The sequence below is a fragment of the Janthinobacterium sp. PSRC1-1 genome (assembly GCF_049897525.1).
GTDB classification, from domain to species: Bacteria; Pseudomonadota; Gammaproteobacteria; order Burkholderiales; family Burkholderiaceae_D; genus Janthinobacterium; species Janthinobacterium tructae.
In genome coordinates this window covers 133,844-155,721 of sequence record NZ_JAFCWK010000013.1, presented here as the reverse complement: position 1 = coordinate 155,721, position 21,878 = coordinate 133,844, and the positions used below count along the sequence as shown (strand labels likewise).

At 64.6% G+C, this 21,878-nt stretch carries 22 protein-coding genes; 4 read left to right on the top strand and 18 right to left on the bottom strand.

Features of this window, described 5'->3' with window-relative positions; all coding sequences use genetic code 11:
* Positions 1-26 precede the first annotated feature (26 nt).
* The 3 genes from iscR to ACP7DW_RS23955 all read right to left on the bottom strand — a co-directional run bounded on the left by iscR (position 27) and on the right by ACP7DW_RS23955 (position 2,062).
* Positions 27-503, bottom strand: a complete 477-nt coding sequence (gene iscR / locus ACP7DW_RS23965) for a Fe-S cluster assembly transcriptional regulator IscR (protein WP_426056822.1) — start codon at positions 501-503, stop codon at positions 27-29.
* A 189-nt stretch (positions 504-692) separates the two neighbouring features.
* Entirely contained in the window at positions 693-1,244 is a 552-nt protein-coding gene (locus ACP7DW_RS23960; RefSeq protein ID WP_298409904.1) for an NADAR family protein, read from the bottom strand.
* 38 nt (positions 1,245-1,282) lie between these two features.
* A complete protein-coding gene (locus ACP7DW_RS23955) occupies positions 1,283-2,062 on the bottom strand; it encodes a uracil-DNA glycosylase (protein WP_426056824.1) in 780 nt (259 codons plus the stop codon).
* 265 nt (positions 2,063-2,327) lie between these two features.
* Here ACP7DW_RS23955 and ACP7DW_RS23950 point away from each other — a divergent pair, with 265 nt between their 5' ends.
* Positions 2,328-4,067 carry a diguanylate cyclase gene (locus ACP7DW_RS23950; protein ID WP_426056826.1) on the top strand — a complete coding sequence of 580 codons (1,740 nt, stop codon included), beginning with the start codon at positions 2,328-2,330 and terminating at the stop codon, positions 4,065-4,067.
* 27 nt (positions 4,068-4,094) lie between these two features.
* On the opposite strand, the gene maiA is transcribed toward ACP7DW_RS23950, so the two are convergent.
* From maiA to ACP7DW_RS23935, 3 genes are read right to left on the bottom strand one after another with little or no spacing between them, the layout of a single operon-like run.
* Positions 4,095-4,745: a maleylacetoacetate isomerase gene (gene maiA / locus ACP7DW_RS23945; RefSeq protein ID WP_426056939.1), complete on the bottom strand. Its 651-nt coding sequence runs from the start codon at positions 4,743-4,745 to the stop codon at positions 4,095-4,097.
* Between the two features lie 20 nt (positions 4,746-4,765).
* Positions 4,766-5,788 (bottom strand): fumarylacetoacetate hydrolase family protein, encoded by a 1,023-nt coding sequence (locus ACP7DW_RS23940; protein ID WP_426056828.1) that lies wholly within the window; start codon positions 5,786-5,788, stop codon positions 4,766-4,768.
* Positions 5,789-5,838: 50 nt separating this feature from the next.
* Positions 5,839-6,372: a VOC family protein gene (locus tag ACP7DW_RS23935; RefSeq protein WP_070311278.1), complete on the bottom strand. Its 534-nt coding sequence runs from the start codon at positions 6,370-6,372 to the stop codon at positions 5,839-5,841.
* A gap of 126 nt (positions 6,373-6,498) precedes the next feature.
* On the opposite strand from ACP7DW_RS23935, the gene ACP7DW_RS23930 reads away from it, so the two are divergent.
* Complete coding sequence (locus tag ACP7DW_RS23930) at positions 6,499-7,464, top strand: LysR substrate-binding domain-containing protein (RefSeq protein WP_426056831.1); 966 nt, start codon at positions 6,499-6,501, stop codon at positions 7,462-7,464.
* A 61-nt stretch (positions 7,465-7,525) separates the two neighbouring features.
* The gene (locus tag ACP7DW_RS23925; protein WP_426056940.1) at positions 7,526-8,164 is read left to right on the top strand and encodes a gamma-glutamylcyclotransferase; all 639 of its coding nucleotides are present in this window, start codon (positions 7,526-7,528) and stop codon (positions 8,162-8,164) included.
* Here the strand turns inward: ACP7DW_RS23925 and ACP7DW_RS23920 are convergent.
* The 12 genes from ACP7DW_RS23920 to ACP7DW_RS23865 all read right to left on the bottom strand — a co-directional run bounded on the left by ACP7DW_RS23920 (position 8,161) and on the right by ACP7DW_RS23865 (position 20,989).
* On the bottom strand, positions 8,161-9,351 hold the full coding sequence (locus ACP7DW_RS23920) for a PA0069 family radical SAM protein (protein WP_426056833.1): 1,191 nt from the start codon (positions 9,349-9,351) through the stop codon (positions 8,161-8,163). The genes ACP7DW_RS23925 and ACP7DW_RS23920 overlap by 4 nt on opposite strands.
* A gap of 80 nt (positions 9,352-9,431) precedes the next feature.
* Entirely contained in the window at positions 9,432-10,139 is a 708-nt protein-coding gene (locus ACP7DW_RS23915) for a tRNA-uridine aminocarboxypropyltransferase (protein WP_426056835.1), read from the bottom strand.
* Between the two features lie 71 nt (positions 10,140-10,210).
* Entirely contained in the window at positions 10,211-11,950 is a 1,740-nt protein-coding gene (locus ACP7DW_RS23910; protein ID WP_426056837.1) for a methyl-accepting chemotaxis protein, read from the bottom strand.
* Positions 11,951-12,214: 264 nt separating this feature from the next.
* A complete protein-coding gene (locus ACP7DW_RS23905) occupies positions 12,215-12,727 on the bottom strand; it encodes a lipocalin family protein (RefSeq protein ID WP_426056839.1) in 513 nt (170 codons plus the stop codon).
* A 35-nt stretch (positions 12,728-12,762) separates the two neighbouring features.
* The gene (locus ACP7DW_RS23900) at positions 12,763-13,548 is read right to left on the bottom strand and encodes a substrate-binding periplasmic protein (RefSeq protein ID WP_426056840.1); all 786 of its coding nucleotides are present in this window, start codon (positions 13,546-13,548) and stop codon (positions 12,763-12,765) included.
* 48 nt (positions 13,549-13,596) lie between these two features.
* Entirely contained in the window at positions 13,597-14,628 is a 1,032-nt protein-coding gene (gene tssA / locus ACP7DW_RS23895; protein WP_426056841.1) for a type VI secretion system protein TssA, read from the bottom strand.
* A gap of 20 nt (positions 14,629-14,648) precedes the next feature.
* Positions 14,649-17,288, bottom strand: a complete 2,640-nt coding sequence (tssH, locus tag ACP7DW_RS23890; RefSeq protein WP_426056842.1) for a type VI secretion system ATPase TssH — start codon at positions 17,286-17,288, stop codon at positions 14,649-14,651.
* The gene (gene tssE / locus ACP7DW_RS23885; protein WP_426056843.1) at positions 17,285-17,761 is read right to left on the bottom strand and encodes a type VI secretion system baseplate subunit TssE; all 477 of its coding nucleotides are present in this window, start codon (positions 17,759-17,761) and stop codon (positions 17,285-17,287) included. Before tssE ends, tssH begins: the two co-directional genes overlap by 4 nt.
* 66 nt (positions 17,762-17,827) lie before the next feature.
* On the bottom strand, positions 17,828-18,319 hold the full coding sequence (locus tag ACP7DW_RS23880; RefSeq protein WP_034750126.1) for an Hcp family type VI secretion system effector: 492 nt from the start codon (positions 18,317-18,319) through the stop codon (positions 17,828-17,830).
* A 31-nt stretch (positions 18,320-18,350) separates the two neighbouring features.
* Positions 18,351-19,850, bottom strand: a complete 1,500-nt coding sequence (tssC, locus tag ACP7DW_RS23875) for a type VI secretion system contractile sheath large subunit (RefSeq protein ID WP_298409893.1) — start codon at positions 19,848-19,850, stop codon at positions 18,351-18,353.
* Position 19,851: 1 nt separating this feature from the next.
* Positions 19,852-20,361, bottom strand: coding sequence for a type VI secretion system contractile sheath small subunit (gene tssB, locus ACP7DW_RS23870; protein WP_298409892.1), 510 nt, complete (start codon positions 20,359-20,361; stop codon positions 19,852-19,854).
* Positions 20,362-20,398: 37 nt separating this feature from the next.
* Positions 20,399-20,989, bottom strand: a complete 591-nt coding sequence (locus ACP7DW_RS23865) for a tetratricopeptide repeat protein (protein ID WP_298409891.1) — start codon at positions 20,987-20,989, stop codon at positions 20,399-20,401.
* A 278-nt stretch (positions 20,990-21,267) separates the two neighbouring features.
* Between ACP7DW_RS23865 and tssJ the strand changes: the two genes are divergently transcribed.
* On the top strand, positions 21,268-21,855 hold the full coding sequence (gene tssJ, locus ACP7DW_RS23860; protein ID WP_298409890.1) for a type VI secretion system lipoprotein TssJ: 588 nt from the start codon (positions 21,268-21,270) through the stop codon (positions 21,853-21,855).
* Positions 21,856-21,878: the final 23 nt, after the last annotated feature.

Genomic DNA, 21,878 nt, shown 5'->3' with positions numbered 1-21,878 from the left:
ATCAGCAACTTAGTATTTTGTATTTATCAACCGAGGGCGGCGTGGTTACGGTGCATCACCATCACGCTTTGGTCGGCAATCTTTTGTCTCTGCTGGTCGACCAGGTCCTGCAAGGACACAGAATCCAGATAATCGACCATTTTTTCGTTGAGTGTGGACCACAATTCATGCGTCATGCAGCGCGCACCCGTGGCCGCGTCGGCGCCGTGGCAATGCTCCTTGCCGCCGCACTGCGTGGCGTCCAGCGGCTCATCGACGGCGATGATGATGTCGGCCACCGTCACCTTGTCGGCACGGCGCGCCAGGCTGTAGCCGCCGCCCGGACCACGGATCGACTCGACGATCTCATGCCGGCGCAGCTTGCCGAACAGCTGTTCCAGGTAGGACAGGGAAATCGACTGGCGCTGGCTGATGCCGGACAAGGTGACCGGTCCCTTGCCCTGGCGCAGGGCAAGATCGATCATTGCAGTCACGGCAAAACGGCCTTTTGTAGTCAGACGCATACATCCTCGGTTCAACTAGTTTAAAATATTGCGGCTTTTCAACTTCTCAAACCCTGAGTAGTTGAATGATTTAGTCAAGTATAACAAATTCGGCGGGGTTTGTCAGAGCGCCCCTCGATGACCACAGGGCTGGCAGGGGCATAGCCGGCCGCGCCAGGCGCGGCGGCTTCAGGAAAACAACAGTACTGCTCAAGCGCGCAGAGCGCTGCGCACTTTCATTAACTCAAACCCCAGCAGGTTCAAGCCGTCCCAGCGCGACGGATCGCCGATGCGCGGATTGTCCGAGGCCAGGCCCACGCCCCAGATGCGGTCGACGGGACTGGCTTCGACGATGACGCGCTCGCCCGTGCCGAGCAAAAACTTGCGCAGCGCGGCCTTTTGCGAGAACTTGGCAAAGTTGCCATCGAAGACGATGCCGGCGCGCGCCGCTTCCCACACCTTGGCGTCAAAATTGGCCACTTCGCGCCCCAGCTTCTTCACTTCCGACGGCCGCCCGGCCGCCACGATGCGCGCCTGCACGGCCGTATCGCCAAACAGGGCCGCCTTTTGCGCCATCATGTAGTGCTCGGCCGTCGCATACGTCACGCCGGCGAGACTGAACGGCGACGGAAACCACTGGCTGAAGCAACTTTTGTCGGGCACCTGCGGCTGCGCCGGCGTGTGCCCCCAGAAATACAGATAGTCGGGCACGCCGCCCGCCGCTATCCACGCCTTCAATTCTTCGACATTACTGATTTGCATATTCCCCGCACTTCCGCCAGACAGGCGCCAATTCAATCTCAAGCACGCAACAGTTGCATCGGGCCAAACAAGGCCTGCATGTCGCTGTTGCCGATAAAGGACAGATTATACGGATGTTCCGCCGTCACCTGCGGCAGCATTGCCGCCACCGGCAGGCGTTTGATGAGCTCGGCAATCTTGCCCCACAACACCAGTTGCGGCAAGGCTGCCCCGCCCTGCTGCGCCAGCGCTTCGAGCACCACTTGCAGGAAGGGTAGCCAGCCGCGCGCATCCTGCACGGGCGGCACGTGGGAACGGAACACCAGCGCCGCGTTGAGCAGCAAGAAACCCTGCTCCGTCATCTTGCGCTGCAAGTCGGGCAGGGTCTGGATCACGCCGCTGCCGGCTTGCAGCGCGGCGGCCGCCACGGGCGCCATGGCCGCGCCGGACGTGTCGCCACCCTGCAGTTGGCCATCGGCCACCAGCAGCATCTTCATGAAGTTGCGCAGGGACGTGGCGCGGTTGACGGGCTTCGACAGGCCCGTGGCCGACCATAAACCGCCGACGGCGCCATCCATGAAGCACACGCCCGTGGCGCTGTCGGCGCGCGGGTACGGCCCCTCACCCACCAGCACATGGCGCACCTGCGCCAGCGGCAGGGCAAAGGCGGCGAACAGCCGGCCCTGCGTGGGCAGATAATCGTCGGCGGCCAGCGCCGGCAGGTAGGCGGGATCGGCCGCCATCACGGCGTGCAAGCCGCGCAGCAGGATGGGACGCCAGGAAGCGTGCGCCAGGGACAGGGCATCGGTGATGCTGGCAGGAACGGTGGTTGCGGTCATGAGGCGTGAAGTATTTGGGCAAACGCAAATTGTAGCGCACCGATACGCCTGCGTTGTTGAATGGGCACCATTCCCATATTTCACAGCAATACCAATATTGCAACAACCGTATCAAAAATTACACGCCGCCTGCGCCAATCGTGGCCGGCAATGCTAGACTGGTTTCCTTGGAACTTGAGCCGCATCAAGATATAGTGCTTACGGGCTTCTTCGATCCACTAACGCTCATTGCGCCTGGGCAAGTTCTCAACACACCGCCCTGTCCATGCCCCGTCCCTACCTCATCCGATTGAGCGCCGCGATACGCCTGCCCTGCCTGAGCTTTCTGCTATGGCTATGCTGCAACGCCCCCGTCCATGCGCAAGACCTGGCGGAGATCAGCGCACCGCGTTTTGCGCCAAGGCAAGTGCTGGTACTGTATTCGCTGGGCAGCGATGCTTCCTCGCAATGGCAAACGCTGATCCACAAGGGCATGAGCGCTGAGCTGGCCAACGAGAACTGGCACCTCGCGCCCGGCATCTATGAGGAGCGGCTCGATTCCGTACGCGTGGGCGAACAGCCTGCCGTCGCCGGCCTGGAAACCTATCTGCAAACCAAGTACAGGATGGTGCAATTCGACGCCATCATCACGGAAAACTACCTGGCGGCCCAGTTCCTGAGCCAGCATCCGCAGCTGTTTCCCGGCGTGCCCCGCTACTATGTGAATCAGGGACGGCAGGACTGGACGCCTGCCGACGGCGTCAATCTCGATGTGCGCCACGATTTCGGCAAGGCCATCGCCGTCATGCTGCAAGTGACGCCAGGACTGCGCCATATCGCCGTCGTCGGCGACGGCAGCGCACGCGGCCAGGCATGGATCGCCGCCATCCGCACCGCCATTGCGCCCTACCAGGACCGTCTCAAGGTCGACTTCTGGGATCACCTGAGCCAGGAAGAGTTGTGGCGCCGCACCGGCACGCTGGGACAGGGCAGCGCCATCTACCTGCTGCCCGTCTACCGCGACGAACTGGGGCAGCGCACCACGCCGCCCGCCATGGCGCGCGACCTGGCCTCGCGCAGCGCCGTGCCCATTTTCACCAGCGTGGAATCGCTGATACTGCCCGGCGTGGTGGGCGGCTATGTCATCAGCGGAGAGAAAGTGGGGCGCACCATTGCGCGCATTCTGCTGGGCAGAACGCCCGACCCGGATGGCATGCAGGCAACTATCTTCGACGATGCCGCGGTACAGCGTTTCGGCTTGCGCAATCTGCCCGGCGAGTCGCGCATCCTGAACCGGCCACAGGGTGTATGGGCGCAATATCACTGGCAGATCATCGTCGGACTGTCGCTGATCGCGCTGCAAGCGGTGCTGATTACGGCCCTGCTACTGGCGCGGCGCAGCCGCCGCGCCAGCGTGGCGGCGCTGCATGCGGAGCGCGACATGCTCGAGGAACGGGTCTTGCGGCGCACCCTGGAACTGCTGGTGGCCAACTCCCGGCTGGAGCAGCAAGCCACGACCGACCCGCTGACGGGCCTGGGGAACCGCCGCATGATGACCCTGCGGCTGACAGAGGAACTTGAACGCGCCCAACGCTTCGGCCATACGCTGTCGCTGCTGATGATCGATATCGACCATTTCAAGCGCATCAATGACGACCATGGCCACGACGCGGGCGACCGCGCCATCGCCGCCGTCGCGCAAGTGCTGCGCAGCGTCACACGGGGCATGGATACGGCGGCGCGCTTTGGGGGCGAGGAATTCGTGCTGCTGATGCCGGAGACGCCGCTGTCAGTGGCGCTGGAAGCGGCCGAGCGCCTGCGCCTGGCGGCAGCCAGCTTGCGCGTGGAATGCGATGACGGTCAACTGGTCAGCCTGACCATCAGCATCGGCGTGACATGCAACACGCCGCAATCGACCGCGGCAACCAGGCGGGAAGCGGACAACATGACCGATCTGCTGATCCGCGCCGACCAGGCCCTGTACCGCGCCAAACATGGCGGACGGGACAGGGTTGAGTGGAGCTGAACCTGCTCCCCTTGTTGACCTGACGCCCTATTCGGCGTCCGGCTGCTGCGACGGATGGGCGGCGGCAAACGCCGGCAAGCCGGCGCAATGCGCGTGGATGCGCGCCACGCGCGGGTATGGCGCCAGGTCGATGGCGAAACGCTGCGCATTGAACACTTGCGGCACCAGGCAGCAGTCGGCCATCGTCGGGCTGTCGCCATGGCAGAACAGGCCCGTGCCGGCCGGGTCGCCCTGCGCCAGCAGCGCTTCGACGGCCGCCAGCCCCTCGGCCATCCAGTGGCGGTACCACTCCTGCTTGGCCTCGTCCGACAGGCCCAGCGTGTTTTTCAGGTATTTCAGGACGCGCAGATTCGTCAGCGGATGCGCATCGCAGGCGATCGCCAGCGCCAGCGCGCGCACGCGGGCGCGCCCCAGCGCATCGCCCGGCAGCAGCGGCACGGCTGGCCGCGTCTCGTCCAGGTATTCGAGCATCGCCAGCGACTGCGTCAGGATGGCGCCGTCGTCATCGAGCGCCGGCACCAGCGCCGACGGGTTGACGGCGCGGTAGGCCGGCAGCAACTGCTGGCCGCCGTCCTGCAGCAGATGCACGGGGATGCTGTCGTAGGCGATGCCTTTGAGATTCAAGGCGATGCGCACGCGGTAGGCGGCCGAACTGCGGAAATAGGTGTACAGCTTCATGCTCATGGCGTGGCGTCCTTTCAGGCGCGGCCGGCGTACAGCGCGACCGTCTGCTCGATGCTGCCGAAGATGCTGGCACCGGCCGCGTCGCGCATCTCGATGCGCACCGAGTCGCCGAACTGCAGGTACGCCGTCTTCGGCGCGCCGTGTTCGATGGTTTCATACATGCGCACTTCGGCCAGGCAGCAATAGCCCACGCCGCCATTTTCGATGCTGGAACCGAACAGGTTGCCCTGCTTGTTCGACACGGTGCCCGAGCCGACGATGCTGCCGGCGCCCAGTTCGCGCGTCTTCGCCGCATGCGCCACCAGCTGCGCAAAATTGAAGGTCATGTCTTCGCCCGCATTCGGTTTGCCGAAGGGCTTGTCGTTCAGGTCCACCAGCAGCGGCAAATGCAGCTTGCTGTCGGCCCAGTCGGCACCGAGTTCATCGGGCGTGACGGCGACGGGCGAAAACGCGCTGGCCGCCTTCGACTGGAAGAAACCGAAACCCTTGGCCAGTTCGCCCGGAATCAGGTTGCGCAGCGAGACATCGTTGACCAGCATCACCAGGCGAATGGCTTTCGCCGCATCGTCCACGCTGGCGCCCATGGCCACGTCGCCCGTGACGACAGCCACTTCGGCTTCCAGGTCGATGCCCCACTCTTCCGACAGGGCGAAGATCGGGTCGCGCGGGCCGATAAAACTGTCCGAGCCGCCCTGGTACATCAGCGGGTCCGTGTAGAACGAGGCCGGCACTTCCGCGTTGCGTGCCTTGCGCACCAGTTCCACATGGTTGATGTAGGCGGAACCGTCGGCCCACTGGTAGGCGCGCGGCAGCGGCGAGTGGCACAGATTGGCGTCAAACGGCTGCGCGTCCGGCGCCTGGCCCGCGTTCAGGTCGGCGTAGGCCTGTTCCAGTTTCGGCGCCACGGCGTCCCAGTTGTCGAGCGCTGCCTGCAGCGTGGGAGCGATGGCGGCCACGCGCTGGTACTGGCGCAGGTCGCGGCTGACGAGGATCAGGGCGCCGTCACGGCTGCCGTTTTTCAGGGTTGCGAGTTTCATGGTGTTCCTTGTTCGGTGGTTGTTTCAGAGAGGTTGCCGATCCGGGGCGCTCAGGCGTCGGCCGGCGCGTGCATCCAGGCGGCGTGCTTCGGCGCGCGGCGCGTCTGCGACCATTCTTCCAGCATTTCCCATTTGACGGCGTCCAGCTTGGCCATCATCTCGGGCGTGCCCACGTTGGCCGCCAGCTCCAGGCGGTGGCCGTTCGGATCGAAGAAATAGATCGACTGGAAGATGGCGTGGTTGACGGGACCGAGCACCTCGATGCCGGCAGCCACCAGGCGCTCCTTGGCCGCCAGCAGTTCTTCCATGCTGCCCACTTCCAGCGCCAGGTGCTGCACCCAGGCCGGGGTATTGCGGTCGCGGTCCATCGGCGGCTGCGTCGGCAGCTCGAAGAAGGCCAGCACATTGCCCTGGCCCGCGTCGAGGAAGACGTGCATGTACGGGTCCGGCGCCTTGGTCGACGGCACCAGGTCTTCGGCGATGGCGAGGACGAAATTCATGTTCAAATGCTTGACGTACCACTCGACGGTTTTCTTCGCGTCGATGCAACGGTAGGCGACGTGGTGGATTTGCTTGATCTTCATGGTGTTTGTCTCCAATGGATGCGCCCGGGGCGCGATGGCTGGCCTGTTTTTCAGCTTTTCACCATTAGAATCGAGTTACAGCTATCATACAAACAATTTTTAACCATTGATTTATCGGATTATCTTATGAGTCCCAGCCTGCGACAGATGCGCGCCTTCGTGGCGCTGGCCAAGACCGGCAGTTTTACCCTGGCCGCCGAATACCTGCACGTGACGCAATCGGCCTTGAGCGGCTTGATCAAGGAACTGGAAAGCGTTCTGGGCGTGCGCGTGGTCGAGCGCAGCACGCGCAAGACGCAGCTGTCGGAAATCGGCCGCGAACTGTATCCGCTGTTTGAAAAGATGATCGAGGACCTCGATGGCGCCATGGCCGGCATCGCCCAGCGCAAGGCCCTGAAGACGGGCCTGGTGCGCATCGCCGCGCCGCAGATGATGGCCTGCACCCTGCTGCCGCAAGTGATCGCCGCCTATCGCCAGGCGCACCCGGAGGTGCAGTTGCGCCTGGTCGATTGCCCCGTGGAAAATGTGTCGGCGCGCGTGTTCAGCGGCGAAGTCGATTTCGGCATCGGCCCCGAGCGCGATCCGACGGCGGAAATCGCCGCGCAAGTGCTGTTCGAAATGCCCTTCGTGCTGGTCTTCCCCGAGCAGCACCCGCTGCAGCAGAAAGAGCGCGTCACCTGGGCCGACGTGGGCGATTACCCGTTCATCTCGCTGCAAGGCCAGTTCACGGAACGCCTGCTGCGCGACATGCACGGCGCGTTTCGCGAGCTGTCGCTCAATCCCTACAACGAGGTGACCTTCATGACGACGGCGCTGGCCATGGTCAGCGCCAACCTGGGCATCACGGTCTGCCTGCCGTACGCGGAACCGATGGTCAAACTATACAAATTGCACATGCGCGCCCTGCACCAGCCGGAACTGACGCGGCGCTTTTTCGTCTACACGAAAACGGGGCGTTCGCTGTCGCCGGCGGCCGAAAGCTTCATGGCCTTCCTGTTCCAGTTCGTCGAGACGCACGAGTGGAACGTGGGCGGAAACAACGGCGCACGCGCCGCGCTGCCGGCCGGCAGCGCGGCGGGCAGCGCTTTATAATGGCGCATCGCCCCTCTGCAAACACGCCATGACCCAGCCTGACCAGCACGACCTGTCGCCCATCGACGCCGCCACCATCGCCATCAACCAGCGCATGAACACATTCGACGGTCACGACCAGGTCTGGCTGTTCGGCTACGGCTCGCTGATCTACAAGGCGGATTTTCCCTATATCGAACGGCGCCCCGCCAGCATCGCCGGCTGGACGCGGCGTTTCTGGCAAGGTTCGCACGATCATCGGGGCACGCCGATGGCGCCGGGCCGGGTCGCCACCATCGTGCCGCAGGCCGGCGCCGTGTGCGACGGCATGGCGTACCTGATCACGCCCGAAGTCTTCGCCCACCTCGACCACCGCGAAAAGAACGGCTATTTGCGCCTGGCCACCGAGATCACCTTCGACGATGGCAGCAAGGTCGAAGGCCTGGTGTACATCGCTAACGAGGAAAACGCCGCCTTTCTCGGCGCCGCCCCGGAACTCGATATCGCGCGCCAGATCGCCCGTTCACACGGCCCCAGCGGCCCGAACAGCGAATACCTGCTGCACCTGGCCAGCGCCCTGCGCGAACTGGGCAAGAGCGACCCGCATGTCTTTGCCATCGAGCAACATCTGGCGCAGCTCCAGGATCAGTTCCAGGCACCTGCCCAGGACAGCGCCGCAGCGTACCCGGGCAGCATCAGCGCTGACGCTGGTTTAACTTAAAACAAATCCAGCTGCCCCGCATTGCCCCCTTTTGCCGAGTTCCCCAACGGCGGCACCACCAGCGGGCGGCGGAACTGCGTGCAATCGAGCTGTTTGAAACGGCCGCCCTTGCCATGCAGCCCCAGCCGGTGCACGGCTTTTTCAAAGCGCTGGCGGATCAGGTCGGCCCACACGCCCTCGCCCCGCATGCGCGTGCCGAACGCGCTGTCGTAATCCTTGCCGCCGCGCATTTCGCGCACGCGGTTCATCACGCGCTGGGCCCGTTCCGGAAAGTGCGCTTCCAGCCATTGCTGGAACAATGGGCTCACTTCCCACGGCAGGCGCAGCACCACGTAATGGGCGTGGATGGCGCCCGCGTCACGCACGGCTTCGAGCAGCTGCTCGATTTCCGGCTCCGTCACGAACGGAATGATGGGCGCGATGCTCACGCCCACGGGGATGCCCGCCTCGGTCAAGGTGCGGATGGTGCGCAGCCGCCGCGCAGGGGCCGCCGCGCGCGGCTCCAGCGTGCGCGCGATGGCGGGGTCGAGCGTGGTGACAGTGACGGCCACGGCGGCCAGGCGCCTGGCCGCCATCGGCGCCAGAATGTCGATGTCGCGTTCGATCAGCGACGATTTCGTGATCAGCGCCACGGGATGCTCGCACTCGTGCAACACTTCCAGCACGCGCCGCGTCAGCTGCCGTTCGCGTTCGCACGGCTGATACGCATCGGTATTGACGCCCACGGCGATCGGCTCGGCCACATACGACGGCTTGGCCAGTTCGCGCCGCAACAGCTCAGGGGCGTTCACCTTGGCATAGATGCGGCTTTCGAAGTCCAGGCCCGGCGACAGGCCCAGATAGCTGTGCGTGGGACGGGCAAAGCAGTAAATGCAGCCGTGTTCGCAGCCCCGGTACGGGTTCAGCGACACATTGAAGGGCAAATCGGGCGAAGCGTTGCGCGTGAGGATGGTGCGCGCCTGCTCGTCGCTGACCTGCGTTTTCCAGCCCGGCGCGCCCTCTTCCCCAGCCATCTCATCCAGGCCACCCACGCTCCAGCCGTCATCGAAACCGGCGCGCGCATGCGCCTCGTAGCGCCCTTGCAGGTTCGACACGGCACCGCGCCCCTTGAGGGCTTTCAGCGATTGCGGCGGCAACATGGCTTGCCCGGCGAAGCTGTCATCGTGCTCTGGAATGATTGCTTTCATGAACGGCCCCGTTAACTGTATATACGTACAGTATACTATGCCGCTGTGCCGGCAAGATCAAGGGCTGGCGTGCTGGCGTTTCACGCTTTTTCACCATGTGGCATGACATAACTCAACTGCTGTGCGACAAAGCCATCAAATGCCGTGATCAGGGGAACGAAGCGGGACGCGTCCTGCTCCAACTGCATCAGGGCATAGCAGGTCGCTTCCAGGGTCGATAACTGGTCTGGCGCATGCGCCTTGCGGATCAGGTAATGGGAAGCGGGCGTGTCGCGCAGGGGCAGGCGCGGCAGCTGTTGCAACTGGGGATTCAGGTACAACATCTTGCGGCTCTTGCGCCAGGTGGCGTCCAGCACCACCAGCCGCAATTGGCTCAACAATCGGGCCGGATCGCGCAAGATGGCGGGGTCGAGCGCGGGCGGCGGCGCGATGCCCAGCGAACGGTCGCCGGGCGTCTCCGGGTACAGCAGCACGTTGTGCTTGCCGGCCAGCACTGCGGCGAGCGTATCGGGGGCAAACTGCTCGCCCGTCAGCATGCGGCTGTTGGGCAGGCTCAGGTGCAGCAAGCGGGCACTGCCCTTGGCGTTGTGGACTTCCAGCGGATGCTGCAGGATCAGCACGTCCACTGCATGGGCCACGGGGGCGATCCAGCGGCAGATGCAGCTGCTTTCGGCGCGCAGGCAGGCTGGGCAGCGCGCGCGTTTGGCCGGTTCAGCCTCGGAGGACGATGCAGCGGCAGGGCTGGAGGGATGGCTGGAGGTAGAGCTTGAGGTACGGCGGGTGGTCATGGCGGAGCGCGTTCGCGGCTGTCTTCAAGCGGAGATTGTAGCGCCCGCGCCATGCCAAGGGGAATCTGCCCTTAAAACTCTTCCCATTCGTCGGCGCCGGACGCCACCGGCGCCTTCGGCGCGCGTGCGCGCACAGCGTCCGCTGGCGCCGCCTTACCCGGCGCGGCTGCGGGCTGTGCTGGCGCGCGCCGTACGGCCGCTTGCACGGCAGTTTTGACCGGCGCAGGCGCTTTCACAGACAGGGCAGCACCGGTGGAAACAGAGTGCTGCGTGGCATCGAGCTTGAACACGCCCACCACGTCGGCCAGCTTGGCCGCCTGTTCCTGCATGGATTCGGCCGCTGCGGCGGCCTCTTCCACCAGGGCCGCGTTTTGCTGCGTCACCTGGTCCATCTGGCCGATGGCCTGGTTGACTTGTTCGATGCCTGCGCGCTGCTCATCGCTGGCATCGGTGATCTGGTTCATGATCTGTGTCACGTGGCTGATGCTTTGCACGATTTCGTCCATGGTGCGGCCCGCCTTGTCCACCAGTTGCGAACCGGCCTCGACCTTTTGCACGGAATCGTCGATCAAGCCCTTGATTTCCTTGGCCGCCGCGCTGGAGCGCTGCGCCAGGTTGCGCACCTCGGAGGCCACGACGGCAAAACCGCGGCCCTGCTCGCCGGCCCTGGCCGCTTCCACGGCCGCGTTCAGGGCCAGGATATTCGTCTGGAAGGCGATGGCGTCGATGACGCTGATGATGTCGACAATCTTGCGCGAGGAATCGTTGATCGAGCCCATGGTGCTGACCACTTCCGACACCACCACGCCGCCCTTGCTGGCGATCTGCGAGGCGTCGATGGCCAGTTGATTCGCGCTGCGCGCATTGTCGGCATTGCGTTTCACGGTCGAGGTCAGGTCTTCCATCGAAGACGCCGTCTCTTCCAGCGAACTGGCCTGCTCTTCCGTGCGCGATGACAAGTCCAGGTTGCCGGCGGCAATTTCGCTCGACGCCGTGCTGATCGATTCGGTGCCGACGCGCACCTGGCCGACGATACTGACCAGTTTATCGTTCATGTTTTTCAACGCATGCATCAGCTGCCCCGTTTCATCGCGGCTGTCCACCACGATATGGCTGGTCAGGTCGCCGGCGGAAACGGCTTCCGCCACCTCGACGGCGCGCGTGATGGGACGCGTGATCGAGCGCGTGATCCAGCAGGCGCAGGCGATGCCCAGCAAAATGGCGACCGCGCCCAGCGAGATTTGCAGCAGCCGGCCGTTTTCGTAGCGCGAACGGATGTGCGCGGCCGCTTCATCGAGCAATCTGGTTTCCAGCACGGCCATCTTGTTCAGCGATGCCAGGTAAATGTCGCGCTTCGTGGCCATGTCGCCTTCGTACAGGCGCTTGCCCAGTTCCAGGTCGCCCGCATTCTTGGCCTTGAACACATTCTTGCGCACCTCCGTGTACGCCTTGCGCGTGCTCAGCACTTCCTGGAACAGCGCCTGCTCTTCAGCGTTCAGCTCGCTCTTGCCGATAGCGTTCTGGATTTCCGTGGCGCGGGCGGACGAGACCGCCATTTCCTGTTCAAACTGCTTCTGGTGTTCGGGGTCGCTCACTTTCCAGGCGGCGGCCGTGCGCGCCGCGTTGACCTCGATGACCTTGGTCCACTCGGCGATCAGGCGCTCATTGCGCACCTCGACATTGACCAGTGCATCGGTTTCCTTGCTGGCGCTTTGCATCTGCACGATGCCCACCACGGTCAGGCTCGTCAACAGCAGCAGGACGGCGGCAAAAGCGCCACCGAGGCGTACGCCGATTTTGAGGTTTTTCATTACGTGATTCCTATCTGAAAAAAACAATGCACAGACGCCACGAAACCGACTTGCTGCTAGGTACCAATATAGCAGGCATCTGCCGTGCGGCAATCACGAGCGGCGACGCAACGTTACCCAGCTCGCCAGAATGGCAGCGCGCCGCAGCGCACCACTTTGGGGCAGATTGTGAGTGAATCAGGATGGTATTGCAAGAAATAAGATGCAGAAAAGCAACAATTTCAAGGTACTATGCCGCCACGAACGGGCGGCATGCAAGCAGGGTCAGTTTTGCTTCACATAGATCAATTTTGATGTGTCGAAACCCAGTCCCCGGGCTTTCTCGACCAGGCGCTGCTGCAAGGCAGGATCCATGGTCGGCGTACGCGACAGCAACCACAAATATGACTTGTCGGGGCCGCTGATCATGGAATAGCTGTAGTCTTGCTGGTCCAGGTCAAACACAATGTAGGAACCATAAAAGGGGCCGAAAAACGATACTTTCAGGTAGCCCACGTCTTTCTTGTCGACGAAATACGCCTTGCCTTCGGCTTCCTTCCACTGTGCGTCCGCATCCTTGTAGCCGCGGTTGAGCACTTTCAGGCCGCCATCCTGGCGCAGGCTGTAATCGGCCGTCACATGGCTCAGGCCCCGTTCGAACGAGTGGTCGAGGCGCGCGATCTCATACCATTTCCCCAGATAACGGGTCGTGTCGAAGTTGTTGACAGGCACGATATTCTCGGGACGGCCCACACAGCCGGCCAGCACGAGCACACACAGGAACAGCAATTTTTTCATGTTTATCTCCAGATGGTGGAATCAGGGTTGGAAGGTCAGGGTAGCAGCGCGCGGTCGACGATGCGGCGGATCGCGCCATTGCTTTGCATGCGCACGATGGCGGCATTGAATTGTTCGATAAAGTCGTCGCGATAGGGGTAGGTGGCCGGCCTGCGCACCGTAAAGCCCAGGTGGCCCTGCTGGCCGGCCAGCTGCGCCATTTCCTCGATTGCCTGCATCGGCGTGCCCGGCGGACTCTCGCGCCGGATGCGCTGCAATTCCCATTGCGCCGACAGGCGGTCGCTGACATAGCAATCGATGCGCCCGCGCATCAGCTTGAGCAGATTCGTGCGCGTGCCCTTGGCCGGGTCGAGCACGATTTTTTCGGCGCGCAAGGACGCCGTCAGTGCCGCATCGCCAAGCAGGAAACCCGCGTTCACGCCGATGTGCAGGCCGCCATAATCGGCGGGCCACTGCCGCAGCGCGCGTTTCGCCAGCACGTCCTGGCTGCACAGCACCACCAGCTGCTCCATCAGCAGCGGCACGGAATAGCGCACATAGGGCCGCTCGCTGCGCCACGAATACGGCGGATACAGGGCGAATGCCTCGCCCGTCTGCAGCATCAGCAGCCCCCGCTTCCAGGGCACGGGGCGCAGCTGCACCGCATACTGCGGCATCGCTTGCGTTGCTTCCCGCACGATTTCCGTGTAGATCCCTTTCAGCTGGCCATTCTCGACATAGGAGTACGGCGGATAATCGTCGTCGCCATAGATCACCAGCGGCGTCGCCGTCCCGGCCTGCGCGCTGACAGCGATGAACAGGCATAGCGCGGCAGGCAACATGGGCATTCTGGGCATGCCCAAAGATTAGCATGGAAGCGCCAACAGTGATCACCCATTCGCGCTGTTCGTCCCCAGCATCTCGTCGAGCTGCGCCAGGGTGCCCGAGTCCTTCACGACGGCGCGCAGCCACAGGTGCAGCGGCAGCTCGCCCCAGCTGGCGGCCTTGTCGGCCAGGTAGGCGACGGGGCTGTGCGGCTCCGTGCGGCGAAAAAAATCGGCCACCTGGCGCAGCTGGGCCAGCGCCTGCTGGCGATGCACGATGGCGCCCCCACCCCCATCGGCGCCCTGGCCGGCGGCGGCCGGCGCGGCAGCGAAGTCCGCGCCGGGCGACAGCGGCGCGATGCAGTGAATGACGTTTTCCAGCGCTTCGCGCGCGGCGCGAAAACTCGGGCCATCGGCGCCGAAACGCGCATCGACGCTGCGTTCGAACGCCAGCAGCGACTGCATGCAGTATTGCGCATCGGCCAGCAAGCCGTCGGAAAAGGCGCGCGTATTCCTTTGCCGCGCCGCCTCCATCTGCGCCAGGGTCGCAGCGTCGTCGTGGCGCGTATCGCCCCAGCCCTGCTCCGCTGCGCCCTGCGCCAGGCTGGCCGCCGCGCGCTGGCGCGCCGCATCGAAATCCTGCAGTGAAAACAGGCCATCCGTCCCTTCGGTCAGCGGGATCTCGCGCAGCAGCTGCGGCGTGCGCGACAGCAGCCAGAAGACATTGCCAATGCGCTGTTCCTGGTCGCCCTCTTCGGCCGGCGGATACAGACCATCCCAGTAGCGCTCGCACAGGCCGGCCAGCAGCGCGTAGCCATCGCCCAGGCCACGGAAGTGGCGCGTCTTCGCGTGCGCCTCGGCCAGCCAGACGGCCACGCGCAAATCCTTGCTGCGCGCTGCGATCAGCTGTTCGCAGCGCGTCGCCACGAACGGCCAGTCGGCTTCCTTCAGCGCCGTCACCCACTCGCCCTGGTCCAGGCTGGGATCGTCGTGCTGGCGCGCGCGCGCGATGGCGTCGAGCTCCTGGCTGAAAGTGATGTCTTCGCCGCATGGGCTGACGGCGCTGACGGGATGCAGCAACTGCTCCAGGTTGAACATGGCGCTCTCCGCAAGGTGGATTATCGGATCGTGTACTTGAACTGCCCCTGCTTGCCGGCGCTGACGCGTATCGAGGCGATCGGCTCGCCGTCTGCCATGCGCGCCAGCACCGCTTCGGCGATGGCCGGCAGCAGGCTGCCGTTGAGAATTTGATCGACATTGCGCGCGCCCGAATCGACCTCGGTGCAGCGCGCCAGCACGGCGTCGACCAGGCCCGCGTCATGGCTGAACTGCGCCTGGTGGTTGCGCGCGATGCGCGCGCCGATATGCGCCAGTTTCAGGGCGATGATCTCGGCCAGCACCGCGTCGTTCAGGGGATAGAACGGCAGCACCTTCAGGCGTCCCAGCAAGGCCGGCTTGAAATGCGCCACCAGTTGCGGGCGCACCAGTTCTTCCAGCGCGGCCGGCGTGGGCAAGTCTTGCGCCGCCCGGTTCAGGCAGGCGGCCATCATGGCGCCGGAACCCAGGTTCGAGGTGGCGATGATGATGGTGTTGCGAAAATCGACTTCGCGCCCTTCCGCATCATCGAGCACGCCCTTGTCGAAGACCTGGAAGAACAGTTCCAGCACGTCGGGATGGGCCTTTTCCGCCTCGTCGAGCAGCACCACGCTGTAGGGCTGGCGCCGTACGGCTTCCGTCAGCACGCCGCCCTCGCCATAGCCGACATAGCCGGGCGGCGAGCCTTTCAGGCCGGCCACGCTGTGCGCCTCCTGGTACTCGCTCATGTTGATGGTAATGAGCTTGCGTTCGCCGCCATACAGCAGGTCGGCCAGCGCCAGCGCCGTTTCCGTCTTGCCCGTGCCGGACGGTCCCGTGAACAGGAACACGGCTTGCGGCTTGTTCGGGTCGTCCAGGCTGGCGCGCGCCGTGCGCACGCGCTGCGCCACCGCCGCGATGACGTGGTCCTGTCCCAGCACCCGTTCGCGCAGCGCCCCGTCCAGGGTCAGCACCGTGCGGATCTCGTCCTTGAGCATTTTCCCCAGCGGGATGCCGGTCCAGCCAGCGACGATGCCGGCCACCACCTGGGCATCGACTTCCAGCGGCGACAGCGGCGCCTCTCCCTGCAGGGCCGCCAGTTCTTCCTTCAGCGCCAGCAGGCGCGCCGCGCCCACTTCGCCCGGCCGCTCGCCGCGCAGCTGCGCGCGCAGGTCGCCGATCTGCGCCACCAGCGTTTTTTCGCGCTCCCAGCGCTGCGCCAGGGCCGCGATCAGCGCCTGCCCTTCCTCATGCTCGCGCCGCAGCTGCGCCAGGCGCGCGGCGCCGGCCTTGCCGGGCGCTTCACCGTCACTTGCCTCGCGCATCAGGGCGGCGATTTCCGCGCCGATGCGTTCCTGGCGCCGGTTCGCGTTTTCCAGCTGCGCCGGCGTGGCGCGCTGGCCCAGCGCCACCTTGGCGCAGGCCGTATCGAGCACGCTGATGGCCTTGTCGGGCAGCTGGCGCCCGCTGATGTAGCGGTGCGACAGGCGCACCGCCTCGACGATGGCGGCGTCGCGCACGCGGATGCCGAAATGGCGCTCCATCAGCGGCGCCATGGCGCGCAGCATGGCGCAGGCAATGTCTTCACTGGGCTCTTCCACCTTCACCACCTGGAAGCGCCGCGCCAGCGCCGCATCCTTTTCAAAATATTTCTTGTACTCGCTCCAGGTGGTGGCGGCAATGGTGCGCAGGGCGCCGCGCGCCAGCGCCGGTTTCAGCAGATTGGCCGCGTCGTTCTGCCCCGCCTGGCCGCCGGCGCCGATCATGGTGTGCGCCTCGTCGATGAAGAGGATGACGGGATGCGGGCTTTTCGCCACCTCGTCGATAACGTTCTTCAAGCGGCTTTCGAATTCTCCCTTCACGCTGGCACCGGCCTGCAGCAAGCCCATGTCGAGCGCGTGGATGTGCGCGCCCTGCAGCACCTCGGGCACGTCGCCGGCGGCGATGCGCAAGGCCAGGCCTTCCACCACGGCCGTCTTGCCCACGCCCGCCTCACCGGTGAGTATAGGATTGTTCTGGCGCCGGCGCAGCAGGATGTCGACGGCCTGGCGTATCTCGCCCTCGCGGCCGATTACGGGATCGAGCTTGCCGTCGCGCGCCAGTTGCGTCAGGTCGGTGGTGAACTGGTCCAGCGCCGGGGTCTTGCTGGCCAAAGTCGCAAGCGGATCGTCGGGTGTTTCGGAAAGCTGCGGTACGGCCGCGCTTTCCTCTGCGGAGCCGGCCGTCAGCTTGTCCGGATGGTGCTTCAATTGCTCCACGCTGAAGCGGGCGAACAGCTTCGAGCCGCGGTAGGCGAGCTGCGACAGTTCCGGCTCCGTCAGCAGCGCCAGCAATAGATGGCGGCTGCGGATGGGTCCCGGCTGCGCCGTATCGAGCGAGGCGACCAGCCAGGCGTGCTCGAACAGCAGCGGCAAGTGGGGAGAGAAGACGGGCGTGCGCGCGCTGCCCGTGCGAAAGCCGCCGATCTCGCGCCGCAGGTCCGCCTCCAGCGCCGTCAGGCTGATTTCGCTGCGCCGCGCGATGGTGACGAAATCGCTGCGCTCCTGTTCCAGCAGCGCCAGGAACAGGTGCTCGATATCGACTTCATACTGCCCCAGTCCCACGCAGATGCCGGCGGCGCGGGTGGCAGCCGTGCGCGACGTGTCATTCAGCTTGGCGATCAGGGTTTTCAAATGATTGCTCATGCGGCGGCTCCCTTGCGGTTGATCGAATAGCGCAGCGACGACGGCTGCAGCACGGCGTCGAAATTGACCGTCTCGCCACCGGACATCACGGCCAGAGTGCCGCTGATGACGAAGCCGACGCGGTTGATGCTGCCCGCTTCGCGCTCCAGGCGCGCGCGCACATTGCGCAGGCGCGGCTCATGGCGCTCGATGGCGGCCTTCAGCGCGGCGCAGATGCGCGCGCGGTCTTCGCTGCTGGACAAACACATGCCGGCGAAATCGATCAAGCCATAGTTGACGATGGAGGCCGCGCATTCCGGATAGGCGTCGAGTGCGCCGGGCGGCAGCGCCACGCGCGTGTTGAGCAGCTCTTCCAGATCGCGCGCCACCGCATCCTTCAATTGATCGAGCGACAGGCGCGCCGCCACGCCGCCCGCCGCCGCACCGCCGTCGCCCATCAGGCGGTCGAACAGGCCGGGTACATAACTGTCCATGCGCTCTCCTGAAAAGTCGGCGCGGCGCGCGGGCGTTGGTGGCCGCCGCGCGCCGCGCACCATCGATCAAGCCACGCGGTTCGCGGCCAGGTCCCAGCCGCCCGAGGTATTGCCGCCAGCGCCGCCCGTCACTTTTTGCTGCGTGTATTTCCACTTCACTTTCGAGAACTTGAAGCCGACGTGTTCACCGAGGATGTCGCCTTCTTCCACGTTCGGCGTGACGGCGCCGATCAAGACATTCTCGATTTCGATTTCAAAGTACTTGACGCGCTCGCCCTGGCCGTCGGCGCGCATGAATTCGAAGCGCGCCTTGGGAATGGTCTTGCCGGCCGAGCAGGTCTGCAGCAGCACCGGCGAGGCCAGGTCGGCCAGCTTGGAGATGACGATGTCCTTGTGCTCGCAGCGTTCGGCCGTGTGGCCGCCGCCCGTCGAGGCGGTGGCGGACTTCGGCTGCTCGACGCTCCAGCTGACCGATTTGCACTCGATCCAGTCCTTGTGCTTGTCATCGGTGGACTCGCCCTTGATGCCGTCTATCTGCAGATATACATCGATTGCCATGGTGTGCTCCTCTGGTTGAAAGATGGGTGGATCATGAATTGGTCGACTTCGGCAACTCCGCGACCAGTCGGAGCGAAACGGATAATTCATCGAGCTGGAAGTGCGGCCGCAGGAACGATACGGCGCGGTACACGCCGGCCCGGCCCGGCACTTCATGCACCTGCACGGACGCCTCGCGCAGCGGGAACTGCGCCTTCTGCTCCTGGCTGGCGTTATCGTCGAGCAGCACGTACTGCATCAGCCAGCGGTTCAAAAAATCTTCCACGTTGGAGGCGGCGGCAAAGCTGCCGATCTTGTCGCGCATCATGGCCTTCATGTAGTGGGCGATGCGCGAGACGGCGAAGATGTACTGCAGCTGCGACGACAGCACCGCGTTGGCATTGGCCGCGTCGCTGTTGTACTTGCGGCTCTTCTGCGCCGACTGCGCGCCGAAAAACGCCGCATACGCCGTGTTCTTGCAGTGCACCAGCGAGATGAAGCCCAGGTCCGACAATTCCTTTTCGCGGCGGTCGGTGATCGCCACTTCGGCCGGGCATTTCAGGGCCACGTCGCCCTCGTCCGTCTTGAAGGTGTGGGTCGGCAGGTCGTCCACCAGGCCGCCGCCCTCCACGCCGCGAATGGCGGCGCACCAGCCGTAATCGGCAAACGCGCGCGTCAGCTTGCTGCCGAACGCATACGCGGCGTTACACCACAGGTATTTGTGATGGTCGCTGCCGTCGACTTCCTCGACAAAGTTAAATCCTTCGACCGTGGTGCCATCGACGGGATTGAAGGGCAGCCGGCCCAGGAAGCGCGGCAAGGTCAGTCCCACGTAGCGCGCATCCTCGGATTCGCGGAAAGCTTTCCATTTCGCGTACTCGATGGTGTCGAACACCTTGGCCAGGTCGCGCGGCTTGCCCAGGTCGCCGTAGCTTTCCAGGCCAAACAGTTCCGGCGCGGCCGAGGCGATGAACGGTGCATGCGCGGCGGCGGCGATGTGCGACATCTGCTCGACGAAATACATGTCTTCCGGCTGGCGCGAAATGGCGAAGTCGCCCAGCAGCGCGGCGAACGGCGCGCCGCCGAAGGTGCCGAATTCCTCTTCATACACCTTCTTGAACATGCTGCTCTGGTCGAACTCCAGCGCGGCCTGGAAATCCTTCACCAGTTCGCGCTTGGTGGCGTTGAACATGCGGATCTGCAGGCGCGTGCCCGTGTCGGAATTGCCGACCAGGTAGCGCAGCCCCGTCCAGCTTTGTTCGAGCTGCTGGAACGGCGCCGCGTGCATGATTTCGCTGAGCTGAGCGGAAATCAAACGGTCGATCTCCGCCACGCGCGCGTCCAGCGTCGCCGACAGGCTGGTCGACATCAGCACCGTGCCGTCGAGCACCTGCGCCACCAGTTCCGAGATCAGGTCGCGCGCGCGCGCATGCTCGGCGCCGGACTTGGCGACGCGGCTTTGCTCGACGATCTGATCCAGCAAGTCGGTCGCGGCCGGGGCATCGGATGCGGATACAGCGAGGGATTCTGGGACTTCTGCCTGGGCGCTCATCTCAATCCTCCTGCGCTGGGAACTGCGGTTTCAGGGTGGCCAGGCTGTCCGTGTTGTTCAGCACTTCCGTCAGCAAGTCTTCCAGCTTGTCGTTGCCGGCCAGCTTGTTGCGCAAGTCGGCCAGCTTGGTGCGCGCCTCGAGCAGCTTGCGCAAGGGATCGACCTGGCGCACCACCGATTCCGGGCGGAAGTCATCCATCGAGCGGAAGTGCAGGTCGACGGTGAACGTGCCGCCCGCCTCGCCGATGCGGTTCGGCACGGCGAAACGCGCCACCGGCTCGACGCCGGCCAGCACTTCGTCGAAGTTGTGGCTGTCGATGGCGACGAACTTGCGGTCCTTCAGACGTTTTTTCTCGCTGTCCGGATTGCCGCCAAAGTCGCCCAGCACGCCAACCACGAAGGGCAGTTCCTTGTTTTCAATCGCGTCGCCAATCTCGACGTCATAGGTCATTTGTACGCGCGGCGCGCGTATCTTTTGCAGGCGTTTTTGCACGCTGTCGGACTTGGGCATGTCGCTTCCTTTGCAAAGGGATGGTGGGGATGCCGGCTTATTTCAAGCCGCTGAACGGGTCGGCCGCGCTGCCTGGCGCTGCCGCGCCCTTCGCCGCCGACGTACCGGAACCGGCGGCGCGCTTGCCGGCCGCCGGCGGGCGCCTGGCCGGCGGCACCAGCACGTCTTCGCCGATGCTGGCGCGCAGCAGCTTGGCCAGCTCCTGCGCTTCCGAGCGCAACGAGCCATTCAGATTGTTTTGCCGCGACAGGTCGGCCAGCGCCTTGCCGGACAGGCGCAAACCGCTGACGGCGACGATGCTGTTGGCGACCTTGTCATCCGGGTCGCGTTCCAGCGCTTCGAGCGCATGGCCGATGGCGTCGCCGTACTGGCCGCGGTCGAACTTCATCTGCGCCATTTGCAGCCACGGCGCCTTGTCGGCCGGGTAGCTGCTGCCACCGGACTTGAGCAGGGTCATGGCGCGTTCGTACTGGCCGGCGCGCGCTGCCGCATCGGCCTCGCTCATCACTTGCGCCAGGGTCGGCGCGGCAGGTTTGGTGGGCGCCGGCTGATCCGGCGTGGCGCAGGCGGCCAGCAGCAAGGCGCTGGCGAGGCAGGCAATACGGGGCAACATGGTGGCTGGCTTCATCGGGCATTCCTTCACGTGGAGGACGCTACCGCTGGGAAAGATGGGCGGCGCCTTGGTGGAGGCCATTATTGATCGCCAATTTTTTTGCCAGATTGAGATTAATCAGCAAAGAAGAAGTTCCGTGCCACAGCGGCGGACAGCTCCATGAATCCTGATCTGGCGCAGTAATTGTCTTGATCGCAGGCGGACTTTGCGTCAACGCAAGCAGGCCGCTGGCACATGCGTTTAAATGACTGCAAGACTTTTATTTCCACTCACCATTTTTACAAAGATCGCCCATGCCATCTGACGCCCCGCTCCGCCGCCTGGCGCGCACCACCGCGCTACTGCTGCCGGCCCTTCTGCTGGCCGGCTGCGCGGGCGGCGCCATCGGCACCCTGGCCAACGCGGCGCTGCAAATGGCCGGCGTGGCCAAGCCGCCGCCCGAACTGCCGGACGCGCAAAAACCGCCGCGCAACGTCAGCATCCGCCTGCACGCGGCGCAGCGCCTCAACACCGATGCCGAAGGCCGGCCGCTGGCGCTGGTGGCGCGCATCTACAAACTGCGCCAGAGCGCCGCCTTCGAGCAGGCCCCATACGACAGCTTCCTCGACGCGCAGCGCGAAAAGGCCGCGCTGGGCGCCGACCTGATGGAAGTGAAGGAAGTGCTGCTGGTGCCGGGCCAGCGCTACGAAGTGCAGGAAAAAGTCAGCAAGGAAGCGTATTTCATCGGCGTCGTGGCGCTGTTCCGCGCACCTGCGGCACAGCGCTGGCGCGCCACCTTTGGCGCCGCCGACGCGGAACGCGGCGGCATCACCGTCGGCCTGCACGCCTGCGCGCTCAGCGTGGCAGGCATGTCCACGCTGTCGGCCACGCGCTGCCACTAGCGCAAGTGAATCAAGCACACCCG

Excerpts from the sequence above, each read along its gene's own strand:
- tssE (WP_426056843.1), bottom strand. The coding sequence starts at position 17,761 with ATGGACAGTTATGTACCCGGCCTGTTCGACCGCCTGATGGGCGACGGC.
- ACP7DW_RS23955 (WP_426056824.1), bottom strand. The coding sequence starts at position 2,062 with ATGACCGCAACCACCGTTCCTGCCAGCATCACCGATGCCCTGTCCCTG.
- maiA (WP_426056939.1), bottom strand. The coding sequence starts at position 4,745 with ATGAAGCTGTACACCTATTTCCGCAGTTCGGCCGCCTACCGCGTGCGC.
- tssC (WP_298409893.1), bottom strand. The coding sequence starts at position 19,850 with ATGAGCGCCCAGGCAGAAGTCCCAGAATCCCTCGCTGTATCCGCATCC.
- ACP7DW_RS23935 (WP_070311278.1), bottom strand. The coding sequence starts at position 6,372 with ATGAAGATCAAGCAAATCCACCACGTCGCCTACCGTTGCATCGACGCG.
- ACP7DW_RS23930 (WP_426056831.1), top strand. The coding sequence starts at position 6,499 with ATGAGTCCCAGCCTGCGACAGATGCGCGCCTTCGTGGCGCTGGCCAAG.
- ACP7DW_RS23950 (WP_426056826.1), top strand. The coding sequence starts at position 2,328 with ATGCCCCGTCCCTACCTCATCCGATTGAGCGCCGCGATACGCCTGCCC.
- ACP7DW_RS23880 (WP_034750126.1), bottom strand. The coding sequence starts at position 18,319 with ATGGCAATCGATGTATATCTGCAGATAGACGGCATCAAGGGCGAGTCC.
- ACP7DW_RS23905 (WP_426056839.1), bottom strand. The coding sequence starts at position 12,727 with ATGAAAAAATTGCTGTTCCTGTGTGTGCTCGTGCTGGCCGGCTGTGTG.
- tssJ (WP_298409890.1), top strand. The coding sequence starts at position 21,268 with ATGCCATCTGACGCCCCGCTCCGCCGCCTGGCGCGCACCACCGCGCTA.
- iscR (WP_426056822.1), bottom strand. The coding sequence starts at position 503 with ATGCGTCTGACTACAAAAGGCCGTTTTGCCGTGACTGCAATGATCGAT.
- ACP7DW_RS23865 (WP_298409891.1), bottom strand. The coding sequence starts at position 20,989 with ATGAAGCCAGCCACCATGTTGCCCCGTATTGCCTGCCTCGCCAGCGCC.
- tssH (WP_426056842.1), bottom strand. The coding sequence starts at position 17,288 with ATGAGCAATCATTTGAAAACCCTGATCGCCAAGCTGAATGACACGTCG.
- tssA (WP_426056841.1), bottom strand. The coding sequence starts at position 14,628 with ATGTTCAACCTGGAGCAGTTGCTGCATCCCGTCAGCGCCGTCAGCCCA.
- ACP7DW_RS23900 (WP_426056840.1), bottom strand. The coding sequence starts at position 13,548 with ATGTTGCCTGCCGCGCTATGCCTGTTCATCGCTGTCAGCGCGCAGGCC.
- ACP7DW_RS23960 (WP_298409904.1), bottom strand. The coding sequence starts at position 1,244 with ATGCAAATCAGTAATGTCGAAGAATTGAAGGCGTGGATAGCGGCGGGC.
- tssB (WP_298409892.1), bottom strand. The coding sequence starts at position 20,361 with ATGCCCAAGTCCGACAGCGTGCAAAAACGCCTGCAAAAGATACGCGCG.
- ACP7DW_RS23920 (WP_426056833.1), bottom strand. The coding sequence starts at position 9,351 with ATGAAAGCAATCATTCCAGAGCACGATGACAGCTTCGCCGGGCAAGCC.
- ACP7DW_RS23910 (WP_426056837.1), bottom strand. The coding sequence starts at position 11,950 with ATGAAAAACCTCAAAATCGGCGTACGCCTCGGTGGCGCTTTTGCCGCC.
- ACP7DW_RS23940 (WP_426056828.1), bottom strand. The coding sequence starts at position 5,788 with ATGAAACTCGCAACCCTGAAAAACGGCAGCCGTGACGGCGCCCTGATC.
- ACP7DW_RS23915 (WP_426056835.1), bottom strand. The coding sequence starts at position 10,139 with ATGACCACCCGCCGTACCTCAAGCTCTACCTCCAGCCATCCCTCCAGC.